This window comes from Sorangium sp. So ce295 (genome assembly GCF_051527405.1).
GTDB lineage: Bacteria > Myxococcota_A > Polyangia > Polyangiales > Polyangiaceae > Sorangium > Sorangium cellulosum_B.
This window is the reverse complement of the sequence record NZ_CP150324.1, coordinates 3,897,595-3,911,320: the sequence shown is the minus strand read 5'-3', so window position 1 is coordinate 3,911,320 and position 13,726 is coordinate 3,897,595. Positions and strand designations below refer to the sequence as shown.

The 13,726-nt window shown below is 71.8% G+C and carries 6 protein-coding genes; 1 reads left to right on the top strand and 5 read right to left on the bottom strand.

Annotation, left to right across the window (positions count from 1 at the left end; all coding sequences use genetic code 11):
- Positions 1 to 7 precede the first annotated feature (7 nt).
- Together WMF11_RS14960 and WMF11_RS14955 are read right to left on the bottom strand one after the other, a co-directional pair.
- Complete coding sequence (locus WMF11_RS14960) at positions 8 to 5,449, bottom strand: trifunctional serine/threonine-protein kinase/ATP-binding protein/sensor histidine kinase (RefSeq protein ID WP_437977927.1); 5,442 nt, start codon at positions 5,447 to 5,449, stop codon at positions 8 to 10.
- 286 nt (positions 5,450 to 5,735) lie between these two features.
- A complete protein-coding gene (locus WMF11_RS14955) occupies positions 5,736 to 6,623 on the bottom strand; it encodes a helix-turn-helix domain-containing protein (RefSeq protein ID WP_437977926.1) in 888 nt (295 codons plus the stop codon).
- 146 nt (positions 6,624 to 6,769) lie between these two features.
- Here WMF11_RS14955 and WMF11_RS14950 point away from each other — a divergent pair, with 146 nt between their 5' ends.
- Positions 6,770 to 7,732 (top strand): alpha/beta hydrolase family protein, encoded by a 963-nt coding sequence (locus WMF11_RS14950; protein ID WP_437977925.1) that lies wholly within the window; start codon positions 6,770 to 6,772, stop codon positions 7,730 to 7,732.
- A gap of 173 nt (positions 7,733 to 7,905) precedes the next feature.
- Here WMF11_RS14950 and WMF11_RS14945 read toward each other — a convergent pair whose 3' ends face one another.
- From WMF11_RS14945 to WMF11_RS14935, 3 genes are all read right to left on the bottom strand, one after another.
- Complete coding sequence (locus tag WMF11_RS14945) at positions 7,906 to 9,534, bottom strand: reverse transcriptase family protein (RefSeq protein ID WP_437977924.1); 1,629 nt, start codon at positions 9,532 to 9,534, stop codon at positions 7,906 to 7,908.
- 286 nt (positions 9,535 to 9,820) lie between these two features.
- On the bottom strand, positions 9,821 to 11,971 hold the full coding sequence (locus WMF11_RS14940) for an SWIM zinc finger family protein (RefSeq protein WP_437977923.1): 2,151 nt from the start codon (positions 11,969 to 11,971) through the stop codon (positions 9,821 to 9,823).
- Entirely contained in the window at positions 11,968 to 13,677 is a 1,710-nt protein-coding gene (locus WMF11_RS14935) for a hypothetical protein (RefSeq protein ID WP_437977922.1), read from the bottom strand. Before WMF11_RS14935 ends, WMF11_RS14940 begins: the two co-directional genes overlap by 4 nt.
- Positions 13,678 to 13,726 lie beyond the last annotated feature (49 nt).

Sequence of the window (13,726 nt, the reverse complement as noted above, 5' to 3'; positions counted from 1 at the left end):
CCTCCTTTCAATTCCCGGAGAGGTTGAGATCGATCCGGCCGGCGGGCGCGCCGGCCGGCTGGGGCTGTTGCGGCTGCTGCGGCTGGTGGTGGAGCGCCGCGCGCGGGAGCCGGACGACGAACGTCGTTCCGCGCTCCGCGGCGCTCTCGACGTCGATCGTCCCGCGGTACATCGCGACGAGGCGGGAGACGAAGCTGAGCCCCAGGCCCACGCCGGTCGTCGGCTTCGTCGAGAAGAACGGCTGGAAGATCTTCGAGAGGTCGTCGGACGAGATCCCGTCGGCGTTATCGCTGATGGTGAGGACCTGGAGCTCCCCCTCGTCGACCGTCTCGACCCGCATCCGCCGCCCGCGGCCGTCGCCGACCAGGAGCAGCGCGTCGCGCGCGTTCAGGACGATGTTGCTCACGATGGAGTCGAAGTGCGACTCGTACCCGACGACCGCCGAGCCGCCCCGGAGATCGAGCTCGACCGACACGCCCTGGCGCGCGAACTCGTCGCGGTGCCGCGCCGCGACGGACTCGATGACGCGGCGGAGGCTCACGACCTCGTTGCCGGCGAGCGCGACGCCGAGCTTCGAGTACTCCAGGATCCTGTTCGTGACGCTCAGCGCGCGCTCCGTGCAGTCGCCCACCATCCGGAGCACGCTGTCGAGCGTCTCCTCCGCCTCCTCGATGTCGCCCAGGTGGGCGAGGACCGCCTTGATCTTGCCCTCCGGGATATCGCCCTTGAGCAAGTCGAACAGCTCGCCGAGCCGGGCCGCGTTCTTCGCGCACAGCGTCTCGCCGCCCTGGGTCACGGACTCGAGCACCATGGCGGCCCCCGAGAGGGCGTTGCGCATCTCGTGCGCGAAGCCGCCCGCCATCTGGTTCTCGACCGCCTCCCGCTCCAGGCGGACGATCGTCGCGTGGGCCTGCTCGAGCTCCGCCGTGCGCTCGCGGACCTTCTGCTCCACGCCCGTGTAGAGCCTCGCGTTCTCGATGGAGATCGCCATCTGCGAGGACAGCATCGAGAGCAGCTCCAGCCGATCCTCGGTGAACGTCCCGGTCGCCGTGTTGTTCTCGAGGTAGATGGCCCCGTAAAGGCCGTTATGGTGGGTGATGGGCGTGCACAGGACGGACCTCGGGGAGCGCTGCGCGACGTAGTCGTCGCGCTGGAACTGCCGGTCTGTCGAGGCGTCGGAGAGGACGACGCACTGGCCCGTCCGCGCGACGTACTGCACGATCGCGGCCCAGAGGAGCGGGCGTTCGTGCGCCGCGGCCTTGTCGAGGGGCAGCCCCGGGAAGCGCGGCTCGTCGCGGCCGTCGGTCCAGTCGACCTCGGCCTCGATCCGCAGGCCGTCGCCGTCCCGGAGGACGAGGCAGCCGCGCTGGGCGCCGGCGTTCTCCATGGCGACCGACAGGAGCTTGGCGAGGAGCCTGTCGAGCACGATCTCCCCGGAGATCGCCTGCGCCGCCTTCAGCACCGTCCTGAGATCGAGGCGAGATGCGCCGAGCGAGGTCGTCGTGACGAACGTCCGTGAGGGCGCGATCTCCGAGGATCGCGGAGCATGCGCCTCGCGCGCGACGAGCTGCGGATACCGCTCCTCCAGGTCCTGCACCTTGCGGGCGGCGCCCCAGAGGTCGTAGTGGTAGCTCGCGTCCGCGAGGTACACGCGCGCGAGCTTCTCTCTCCCCTGCGCGAGCCAGAACCGCCCCGCCAGCTCGCAGGCCACCGCGGCCTCGTTCACGTAGTCGTGCTCCGAGGCGGACGCGATGGCGCGGTCGTACAGGTCCAGCGCCTCGGCCGCGCGGCCGTCGATCCGCGCGAGCTCGGCCTCCACGAGCAGGTACCGGTGCAGGAAGTTGCTGGTGCACGTCGCGGACAGCGCCTTGAGCTTCGCCTGGTTCTCCGACAGCTTCGCGCGGTAGCGCGCCTTGTCCTCCGGCGAGGCCGCCGGGGTGAGCGCTGTCATGGCGAGGGAGTAATAGAAGGTGTGCAGCGGCGTGAACACCTTGCCCGTGCTCGCGCCGAGGGTCGGCTCCGTCTCGGCGGCGTGCCTGTAGGCGAGCTCGTATTCGCCGAAGACGAAATAGAGCATCGCCTGCGCCGTATGGATATAATTGACGGTGTTGAAGTTCTTCGTCGCGTAGAGGCCCGGGAGCGCCTGCTCGGCGTCGAAGAACTCTCCCTTGATCTTCGCCGCGTGCTCGGACCTGCCGGTGAGGTTCCGGATGACCTGCCGCCACACGCTGAGCTGGTTGATGACCTGCTCCTGCTTGAACCTGAACACCTCCTCGATGTGCCTGTCGAACATCGCCTCGAGGTCGAGGAGGTTCTGCCCGGAGACGGCGCCGCAGACGAAGGCGTTGATCAGGCAGTACGCGGCGCTCTCGGCGTCGCCGTTCTCGGCGTAGCTCAGGTACCCTTCGATGAGCGGCGCCTGGCTCTCGCGGGCCGGACGGTAGAAGTGCCGGGAGAGCCCGTAATAGAAGTTGTAGACGCTCGCCTTGTAGAACGGCTCGTCCCGGCGCCTGTGCACCGCGATCGCCAGCTCACCGAACCGGGATCCCGTCGCGATGTCGCCCACGCCGGCGTTGACGAGCACGCTGAACGCCGCGAACGCATAGGACGAGAGGGGCGACTCGCCGTGATCCATCGTCAGGTCGAGCGCGCGGCAGATGAAGAGCCCGAGCATCTCCGGCGCGGCGAAATACGACGCATGGATGGCGCGCCGGAGGATCACGAGCGCGGCTTCTTTCGGGGCCTCCGTCATCGGGGCGAGCCGGCCGAGGCGCTCGAGGCCGATCTCGGCGACCTGCTTCGTCGTCTTGGTATAAGCGTCGAGAAAATCCTGCATTCCGGGGCTCGCCGGGAACGTCTCTCCGAGCTGCGCGAGCGCCTCCACGGCGATGTCCACGGCCTTCCGGAACTCCGCCTGGGTGTGGTGATAGAGGATCAGGAGCTCGTAGAGCTTGCTCCTGTTCATGACGTCGTGGATCTCGCCCAGGGCGGCGTCGACGAGCTCCTTCATCGCGCCCCAGTCGGCGTTCATGCACGCCGCCTCGGCCGCGCCGACGTGGAGCGCGCTCATCAGCGCAGGATCGCCCTGCCAGGCGCTCGCGGGCAGCAGCGAGAGGCCTCGGGCGAAGTAGCCGCGCGCCGCGTCGAAGGCGGCGGAGAGCAGCGCGCGCCGGCCCGCGAGCAGGTTCAGCTCCGCGAGGCGCCGCTGCTCCGCCGCGTCGCTCAGCAGGTCGGCGCCGCGGTTCAGGTGGTGAACGACGTCGAAGACCTTCTCCTCGGGGGCGCGCCCGCCCAGGCTCCGCAGGAGCAGCCGGCCGATGTCGGCGTGGAGGCCGCTGCGCTCGCCGTCCTCGATCATGGCGTACGCGGCCTGCTGGACCCGATCGTGGAGGAACCTGTAGTCCGGGAAGACGAGCGGCGCGGCGAGATCGTCGGGCGCCGCGGGCTCCATCGGGGAGAGCGGGACGAGGAGGCCCTCCTGCAGCGCGGGCGCGAGGTGCCGGTAGGCATCGGCGCGGGTCTCCTCGCGGATGACAGCGAGCCTGCCCAGGTCGAAGCGGTTGCCCAGGCAGGACGCCGACATCAGCGCTCGCTGCGTGTCCTCGGGGAGCTCCCGGAGCTTGCCGATCATCAGATCGACGACGTTGTCCGTGATGTTCCTGGACTCGATGTGCTCGACGTCCCATGTCCACGCCGCGAGCCCGGCGTCGTACCGCAAACACCCGGTGTGGTGCAGCGTGCGGAGGAACTCGTTGACGAAGAACGGGTTGCCGCCCGTCTTCCGCGTGACCAGCGCGGCGAGCGGCATGACCGCCGCGGCGTCCGCGCGCAGCGCGTCGGCGAGCATCCGGCAGACCATCTCGGCGCCGAGCGGCCCCGGGGAGATCTCGCGCACGCGGCCGACCGCCCCTTCCCGTCGCAGCGCGGCGATCGCGGCCGAGAGCGGGTGCGCGGCGCCCACCTCGCTGTCGCGGTAGGCGCCGATCACGAGCAGGCCGCGCAGCTTCGCGTCGGTCATCAAGAGCTCGATGACCCGGAGGGACGCCGCGTCGGCCCACTGCAGGTCGTCGAGGAAGATGGCCAGGGGGCGCTCGGCGTCGCAGAACACGCGGACGAAGTTCTGGAGGACGCGCACGAAGCGGTTCTGGGACTCGGCGGGCCCCAGCGCCTGGACGGCCGGCTGGTCGCCCACGATGCGCTCGATCTCCGGGATCACGTCGACGAGGACCTGCCCGTTCGCCCCGAGGGCGGCCTTGATCTTCGAGCGCCAGAGCGCGAACTGCGCCTCGGGCTCGGCGACGATCTGCCGCACCAGGTCGCGGAACGCGCTGGTGATCGCGGTGTACGGGGTGCTTCGCTGGAGCTGGTCGTACTTGCCCGCGACGAAATACCCGCGCGCCTCGGTGATGGGCTTGTACAGCTCGTGCGCCAGCGCGGACTTGCCGATCCCCGAGTACCCGGCGATGAGCATCAGCTCGGCGCCGCCCCGCGCCGCGCGCTCGAACGCCTCGAGCAGCGCCTGCACCTCGCGCTCGCGCCCGTAGAGCTGCTGCGGGATGCGGAGCGCGCCGGAGGCGTCGGCGCGGCCCAGCGGGAACGAGGCGATCTCGCCCGTGGCCGCGAGGCGCCGCTCGCACGCCTCCAGGTCGTGAAGGAGGCCCGCCGCGCTCTGGTAACGGCCCTCGGCCGCCTTCGCCATGAGCTTCATCACGAGGTCCGACAGGGCCTCCGGGACGCCCGGACATCGCGCGCGCGGCGGGGCGGGATCGCGCGCGACGTGGCAATGAACGAGCTCCATGGCGTCCGTCGCGCTGAAGGGCGGCGCGCCCGTGAGGAGCTCGTAGAAGGTGGCGCCGAGCGAGTAGAAATCGGTGCGATGGTCGAGGGACCGGTTCATGCGACCGGTCTGCTCGGGAGAGATGTAGGCGAGGGTCCCCTCGAGCACCGCGGGGCTCTTGATCGAGAGCTCTTCCCGGGAAAGCCGCGTCGAGATGCCAAAGTCGATGATCTTGGCAACACCCGTCTCGCGGTTGACTACGATGTTGGACGGATTGATATCCTTGTGTATAATTCCGCTTCTGTGGACTTCGTGAAGGGCGCTCGTGATCTGGATCGCAAGCCGGATGAAGTCCGCGGCGTCGAACGGGCGGCGCTGGAGGTGGTGGAGGTGGTGCGCGAGCGAGCGGCCGCCGAAATCCTCGAGGACGAGGAGGAGCCCGTTCTCGTGCCTGCACAGGTCGAGCGCCCGGACGACGCCCGGCGCCTCCAGGGTGCGGAGCACCGCGTATTCATGCCGGTAGCGCGTGAGCTCGGTCTGGCTGGGATAGTCCGAGCGCAGCAGCTTGAGGATCACGGCGCGCCCGTCTCCGATGCGCTGGCCCCTGTAGACGCGCGAGCTGCCGCTCTCGTAGATCGTGTCGGTCGCTTGATACCCCGAGATCGTCAGCATCACTCCCCTTGACGTCAGACGTGCTCTGGCGCTGTCAGGCGCGGTCAACAGCCCACCTCGTGGCATGCCCCCGCCACGAATGTGTCCTGGATGGTATCACGAAGACGCTTCGCGGCTGGACGAATCTCGCGGGACGGCGTGGGTGGATGTCCGCCGTTGATACCTGTTCTGGTTCAAGGTGCCACCTTGGGAGCCGGGCCTGCGAGGTCTCCGGACAGGCAGCAGGGAACAGAGGGCGATGGCCCGCATGGATCCGAGATGCTGCCGATACGCTAGCTCCGTCGCCCTACGGCGCTGCGCGCTCGATGCGGGCTCGCACCGTGACCACGCCGCTCTCGCCGACATCATGGCCGGCGTTCGCGGCGCCCTCGGCGCAGGCTCGCGCATCCTCGGCCGGTGGGCCGAGAAGTCGCCTCGCGGCGCCGTCGTCGCCCGCGCGCTTCACGAAGGCGCCCGGCGTGAGCCCGACGAGCTCCCGGAAATCGGCGATGAGGTGCGCCTGGTCGTAATAGCCCGCGTCTCTCGCGATGCGCGCCCAGTCCTTCGAGGTGGCTGCCATCCGCACGGCACGCTGCAGGCGAACGGTGCGCGCGAAATCCTTCGGCGAGACGCCGACGCTCTCGGTGAAGGCACGGCGGAGATGCCGCGCCGTGACGCCCAGCCGCTCCGCCACCCTCTCCACCCGGACCTCGTCTCCTTCGAGCAAGCGAACCGCGCGGCGCGCGAGCCGCGCCGATGCCGATTCGAACGTCTGGCGGGTGCGAAGGGCGATGGCGCGGGACACTCGGTCGAGGAGCTCCGGCAGGCTGCGCGCCGCGAGCAGCTCGTCGCATAGATCGCCGCCCGGGCGGCCCCAGATGTCTTCCAGCGGGATGATCCGATCCGTCAGCGCGTTCGCGGCCACGCCGAGGAGCGGCGCCGACCAGCCTGGCTTGAACTCGATGCTGATCGCCCGCGCCACGCCGCCGGCGTTCTTGAACAGCGCGTGCGTGCGCGGCCCCGCGACGCACACGTCGCCTCTCCGGCCCTCCTCGAGCACGCGGAAGACGAGCATCGTTCGTCCGTCGGGCAGCCGTTCATGACGAGTGTGCCCATCCACCGGCAAGAACGAGTGAACCCCCTCGACGAAGCGCGAGAGCGAGAACGTCGCCGCGGTGTCCGTCGTGTGCAGCACCGTCGCAGTGTCGCGCGCCGGCTGCGATCGTTCAAGCCGACGCGGAGCGAGCGCTCCGAAAATGTCCGGTCCTTCCAATGAGAGAGCGGTGGCGGGAGCTACCAAGGCGATGAGCGGGGCCGAGCCCCCGAAAGGAACTCCACATCATGAGCCAACCGACTCCCGCAGCGAACGCCTCCAGCGCACCCGCGCAGGTCTCCTCGATCCACCCCATCGTGCTGCCCGCTCCCGGCCGCCCCGTCGATCTCCAGGTGCGCGTCTCCGCGCCCGTGACCGGAAGCGAGCTGCCCATCCTGCTGCTCTCGCACGGCCACGGCCCCTCCAACTTCGTCTCGTCGCTCCACGGCTACGCCCCGCTCGCCAACTACTTCGCGGCGCACGGCTTCGTCGTGATCCAGCCCACGCATCTCGACTCGAAGACGCTGCCCTTCAGAGGCTCGGACCATCCCGATGCGCCTCTCTTCTGGCGCGCGCGCGCCGAGGACATGAGCCGCATCCTCGACCAGCTCGACGCGATCGAGCGCGCCGTCCCTGCGATCGCCGGGCGTGTGGATCGAAGCAAGGTGGCTGTCCTCGGCCACTCGATGGGCGGGCACACCGCGAGCGTGCTGCTCGGCGCGCGCCACGTGGATCCCCGCGACGGAAGCGAGGTGAGCGTCGCCGAGCCGCGGATCAAGGCGGGCGTGCTGCTCGCCGCGCCCGGCCGAGGCGACGCCCTCAGCAAGTACGCAGCAGAGAACTACCCATTCTTCGCGAACATCGATTTTTCCACCATGACGACGCCCGCGCTCGTGGTCGCCGGCGACAAGGACGGCTCTCCCCACCTGACGACCGCAGGCGCCGCCTGGCACGCGGATCCCTACTTCCTCTCCCCAGGCCCCAAGTCGCTGCTCATGCTGGTCGACGCAGAGCACGGGCTGGGGGGCGTCGCGGGCTACGACCTCGCCGAGACCACCGACGAGAACCCCGAGCGCGTGGCTGCCGTCCAGCTCCTCACGCGGGCCTACCTCCACACCGCGCTCTACCCCGGAGACCCCGCCTGGCAGGACGCACAAAGCGCGCTGGCGGGCGCTGCCAAGCCGCTCGGACGAGTCGAGTCCAAGTCGTGATGCCAAGTCGTGATGCCAAGTCGTGATGCCAAGTCGTGATGCCAAGTCGTGATGCCAAGTCGTGATGATCGAGCGCTCGCGGACGAGGCTTGCCGAGCACCAGGCAGGCGAGTGAGGCGTACGAAAGTACCACGCAGCTAGCCGAACGACGCGGCACGAAGATGCGCCCGCGTTCACCCCGTGAGCGCGTCGAGGGCCGCGAGCAGCGGCGCGGCCCTCTCGCGGTCGATCATCTGCACATAGGCGATCCTGCCGCGCAGGTGCGCCTCGAAGTCCGGCACACCCCGGCGGTTCTGGGCGGCGAGGCCTGTCTTCTTCGCCTCGTGGAGGATCGCGCGCAGGCGGCGCACCTCCTCGCGCGGCGCCGAGGGCTTGTCGTTGACCACGACGCCCGTCACCACCTGCCGACCGCCGGCGCGCTGGATACGGCCCTTCGCCGGATTGATGGCGAACCCCTCCTCCTCGACGATGTGGCGGACTCGGGCGAGCAGCATTGCAATGTCGCCGCGCTTGCCCGGTGGCGCCGAGAAGGTGAGGTCGTCCGCGTACCGCGTGTAGGTGAAGCCCGCGCGGGCGCACATGCCGGCGAGGCGGCGATCGAGCTTCCGCGCGACCTGGTTCGAGATCGCCGGGCTCGTGCAGGCGCCCTGCGGCAGCGCGCGATCGCCGACCGCGACCCAGTAGCGCTGCCCGTCGTACTCGACCGGCCGCCGCGGCGGCTCGGTGCAGAGCAGGGCGAGGAGCGTGGCCACCGCCGGGGAGTAGCCGAGCCGATGGAAGACGCCGCGCACCCGCGGGAATGTGATGGTCGGGAAGAAATCGGACAGATCGAGGTTCACGACCACGTCGCGGCGCGTGTGCGGGCGCGCGTTGGTGACCGTGGAGCGGCCCTTCACGAAGCCGTGCGCGGGCTCCTCGACGGGCAGCTTCTCCAGGACCTCGCGCAGGACCCAGGCCTGCGCCGCGGCCAGCGAGGCGTGGGGCGCCGCGAGCTGCCTCGTCCCGCCCGAGCGCTTCGGGACGTCGAAGTACACGTAGTGAGGGCGCTCGACGGCCTCGCCGTGAAAGCAGAGCCAGCGCAGGCGCGGGACGGCTACGCCGAGGGCCGCGGCCAGGTCGGCCGGGGTGGACAGCACGGGCAGCCCGCGCTGGGCGAGCGACTCGACGTGCGAGCGCCGGTCCGCGAGGCCCGCCGAGACGTCGGTGCCCAGGAAGATGATGTCCTCGGCCCGGCGGCGCGCGACCGCCTCGGCGCGCTGCCGCTTGCGCTCGGCGCTCTGGCGCCGCTTCTCTTCCTTGCGGGCGAGCTTCTCGCGCTTGAGCCGCTCGATCGCCTCGTCGGCCGAGCGCGCCGCGATGGTGCCGGCGAGCGCCGCGGCGTCCTTGTGCCTGAGCCAGAGATCGCCGACGCGGTGGATCTCGGCGAGCTGCGCCTCGGTGAGCAGGCCGCGCAGGACGAGGCCCCGATCGATGAGGGCGGTGCGCTCGTCGCTCTGCGGCGGGATCGTGTCCACGCGGCCGATCCAGGCCGTCAGGCGCGGGTTGATCTTGAGCGCGCGCCTGCGCAGCTCGTCCGCGGAGAGGCCGAGGATCCCGCCGGCGTCGTAGGGGTCCGCGGGGCGCGGCTTGGCGCCCGCCGCCGCGGCGCGGGGCTGCCCCGCGCGGGCCGCCTGCTGCGCCGCGGCCGCGGGCCCGGCCTGCGCCGCCTTGGCCTGCGCCGCCTCGGCCCCGCCCGGCGCTCGCTCGCCCTGCTCGGCCCCGCCCAGGCCGAGCATCGACTTCAGCTTATCCCAGAAGCCCATTCGACCGTTCCTGTGGACAGCACCCGGTCCAGCCCTCCAAGGAGGCCCGCCCGCCCGACTACTTGCTCGTGACCACGCCCGATCACCCAGGCGCCGGGCAGCTGTGCGGGTCCAGGACCGTCAGGTCCCTCTGAGTGGACCCGCACAGCTGCTAAAGGCGCCCAAAGAACATCGGGGGTGGGGATGCATGGAAGAACAACCTCCACCACGGCGGAGCGCCGCAGCATGTTGGGCTCGAGCGGACGGATCTCCTTGCAGGGCTGGACACTCGGATGCTGGGTGAACCTCACTTCGTCGATCGCCTGGCGACGAGCCAAGCGAGGCCCACCACCGCGGCGGGGCTCGCCTTGAACTGGTCAGCAACGCGCCGGATCTCGGCCAGCACGTCCGCGTGGACCGGAAGGGTCCTCACGACCGGCGCGCGGAGCTCGCGCGCGCGGAGCGCCCGCTCCGCCTCCGGACCGCCGAGCGCGAGGGCCTCGACCCAGGAGCGGCAGCCCTGGATGCGCTCGAACGCGAGATCCCACGACGCCTCGACGACCTCCGCGAGCCCCGCCCGCCGGGCCGCCGCGGCGCGCTCGATCTCGACGAGGAGCTCCGCGGGGAACGGCACGGCCTCGCCTCGCGGGGCGGCCGTCGGCGCCCGCGGGCCGCGCGAGCCGGCCTCCGCCTGCCCCGGCGGCTCCGGAGGCTGCAGCGACGGCGCCGCGTCGCCGCGGCCGGACAGGTGGAGCTTGACCGCGAGCAGGTGCCGGCACGGGCCCGCGCGCAGCCGGTTCTTGTAGAAGTACGAGCAGCTGCACTTCGCCTTCTTGATCGCGCCGTCGGTGTCGAGGAGCAGCTCGCAGCGCGTCGCCTTGGCCCTGGCCATGACGACGCGGCGGCCGCCGGAGAGGGTCTCTTCCCGCGCGATCTCCACCCCGCCCTGGGCGATGCGCCGGCCCTCCGCGAGCTCCGGGGGCTCGGGGCCGAGCAGCGCGTCGGAGAGGGCGACCGGCATCACCGGGCGGCAGCGATAACACTCCGCGGCGTGGTCGTAAACCACCTGCCCCTGCTTCGCGGCGAGGTGCAGCGCGCCGCGGAGCGCGCCGTCCAGCGCGCCCATCGACACGGCGAGCTCACCGTAGGACGCGCGCCGCACCATCTCGAGGTGGCGCGCGACGCGGTCCGTCAGCTGCGCGTCCGGGGTGAAGGCGTCCGCCATGACGTCGAGGTGAGAGCCCGCGGTCCAGTCGTTCGCCGTCCAGCCCGAGAGCGCGAGCGTGAAGCGCATCTCCCCCATGAAGACGATCCACAGGCTCGGCAGCCCGGAGCCGAGCAGCCGCACCTCGATGCGATCGGCGAGCGGCAAGAGCCGCGCGAGCACCGAGAGGCGGCGCCTCCCCCACACCTTGATCTCCTCGGTCGCCTCCGCCGTCGGCGCGCCCCTCGGCGCCCCGGAGCGGTACGGGCCGAGCCCTCCCTCGCCCGCCGCGGGCCCCACGGCCACGTGGACGTCGTCGCAGGTGACGCCGCGGCACGGGATGGAGACGCCCCAGGGGTCGAGCACCAGGATCGGCGCCTTGCCCGGCGCGAGCTGGAAGCGCAGGCTGCGCGGGCCCGTGCGCTCGCGGTGCCGATCGAGGTGCGCGAGCAGCGAGTAGACAGCCTCCACGGGGACGTCGACCCTCCGGCACGGCAGGCACATCGCCGCCTGGAGCTGGCCGAAGCCGCGCAGCCACGAGGGAGGGAGATCGATCTTCTCCTCGCGGTAGTCGCCGCGGCCCTCCACCGCGACCTCGAAGCCGGTCGGATCGACGAGGAGCCGCGTCGGCCGGTAGCTGCGGAGCGTCTGGAAGTGCTCGTAGAGCGCGAGCGAGTAGTCGACGTTCGTCGTGCCGAGGCCGGCGTCCTGCGCGCCCCGAAAGGCGTCGCGATCGACCGAGAGGCAGCCGTAGCTCGACTCGTCCTTGGAGAAGCACTCGAAGAAGACGACATCGGGCGCGACGGTCACGACCGGATCGCAGGGGACGAGGTGGCGGAAGAGCTGCGGGTCGCTCCGCGCGAGCTCGCTGGCCCAGCGGACGCGCGCCCCCCAGTAGAGCTTGTGCATCTTCCGGAAGTCGGCCTCGAGGTTCGGCGGCCGCGGCGCGCTCCCGAGGCGCGCGAGCTCGGCCTTCATGGCCTCGCCGTGGAGCTCCCGGCGGAGCCGGGCCTCGCGCTCGGCCTCCTGCTGCTTCCACGCCTCGTGGGCGGAGCGATCCTTCGGCAGGCGCCGCAGGTCGCCCACGACAACGTCGTGGAGCGCGCTGATCGCCTCGCGGAAGCGCACCGGCCGCGCGAGCTCGCCGTCGAAGAAGACCCTGGGGCGCGCGAGGTTGGGCGCGAAGCTCAGCGCGGCGCCGCCGCCGAGCTCCTTCATGCCGCTCGCGCCGAGGTAGCGGAGATCGAAGCTCACGCCGCGTCCTCCCCCTCGAACAGCCGGAGTTCGGGGAGCCTGCGCGCGATCGCGTCGCGCAGCGCGGGGGCGCGGAACGCGGCGCGGGCGAGCGCCCCGAGGGCGGCGCGCCGCTCGGGCGCGCGCACGCTGCGGAGCGCGACGCCGAGCAGCGGCAGGAGCGCGTCCGCCTCGCCGGGCCGGGCGACCACGCGATCCGCGATCTGCCGGACGACCGCGCGCTTGTCGCGCGCGCCCCCGTGGACGGCGAGCAGCGCCGCCGCCCAGACGTGCCGCAGCGCCTCGGGCGAGAAGGCCGCCTTGCGCGCGGCGAGGTGCCGGATCAGGAACGCGCGGGCATCGGCGTGGGGCGTCTCGGCCAGCGCGGCCCACAGGCCTGTGTCGTCGCGGAAGCGGGCGTCGGCCTCGAAGAGCTCGAGCGCGCGGGCGCGGACGTCCTCGTGACGGGAGTCCAGGAGATCGCGCACGTGCTCGGCACGGCCGTGGGGCGAGCGCCCGAGCACCTCGACGAGCCACGCGACCGCCTCCTCCCGCACCCGGGGGGCAACCGCGGTCGCGAGGCGCGCGAGGGTGTCGAGATCGGCGGCGGTCTCGACGGGCTTCGTCCTCGCCCAGCGGAGGCCGAGCTCCGCGACCGGCGCGGCGCGCGCGCAGGCGAGCGCCACGCACTCGGCGAGCGAGAGCCGCGCCGGCGAGACATGCTCGACAACGGCCTCGCAGAGAAAGGCGAGCGCCGCGGCGTTCTCGGTCTGGAGCAGCGAGAGCCAGTCCGCGATCGGCAGGCTCCCGAGGCCCGGGATCTGCCGGAGCAGGCCGGCGGCGAGGGTCTGCACCTCGTCGTGCGGGCTCTCGAGGAGCGCGCGCACGCGGGCGAGCGGCAGGCCGCGGAGCTCGGCGGCGTAGCCGCGCTCGAGCAGCCCGACGGCGAACGCCCGGACGGTGCGGCTCCTCGCGGCCGTGACCAGGCCGAGCACCTCGTCGAAGGCGCCCTGCCACGCGTCGGGGTAGATCGGCGCGGGCTCGAGCTCGGCGAGGGCGGCGCCCTCCGCCAGGCGGACGCCGCGCGGGAGGCGCTCGAGGGCGGGCGAGCCCCAGTAGAGCGCGTGGAGCAGCCCCCAGGCGTCGAGCAGGCGCTCGGGCCTGTCGAGGTGCTCGTCGCGGTAGAGCGCGAGCGCGGCGCGGATCGCGCGGCCGTAGCGGGCGGCGTCGCGCCGGCCGAGCCGCCGGAAGTAGCGGAACGCGCGGCGCCGCAGGTAATGGCGCGTCCGCACCGAGAAGCGCGGCGACGCGACGTCGCCCTGCGGGAGGCTGGCCGGCACGCCGGTGTCGCTGACGAGGCAGGGCTCGTCGCTGGAGGTCCTTGTCACCCAGTCGTAGCGGGTCACCTTGACGAGCTTGCGGCGGACGAGGCGATCGAAGGCGACCATGAAGCGGCCGACGATCTCGTCGTCTCCCGCCTGCTCGGCGAGCTTGTAAAGGACCTTGACGAGGCCGCGGTGGTGCGGCCGGTCGCAGCCGTCGTCGATGTAGCGGAGCAGCGCGCGGCGCGCGAACGGGCGCCGGTCCTCGTACCAGCGCGGGGCGAGCGCCTTCAGCTTCCGGCCCGCCTCCGAGGCGAGCACCTCGTCCACGAACCGGTCGTCGCCGGCCTCGAAGTGCTCGTCGAGGAGGAGCGTCGACGCTGTCTGGGATGGAGCGGCGCTCATGCGCGGCAGGATGCTAGGGAACCGGCCCGGAGCCGGTCAAGGGCGGCGC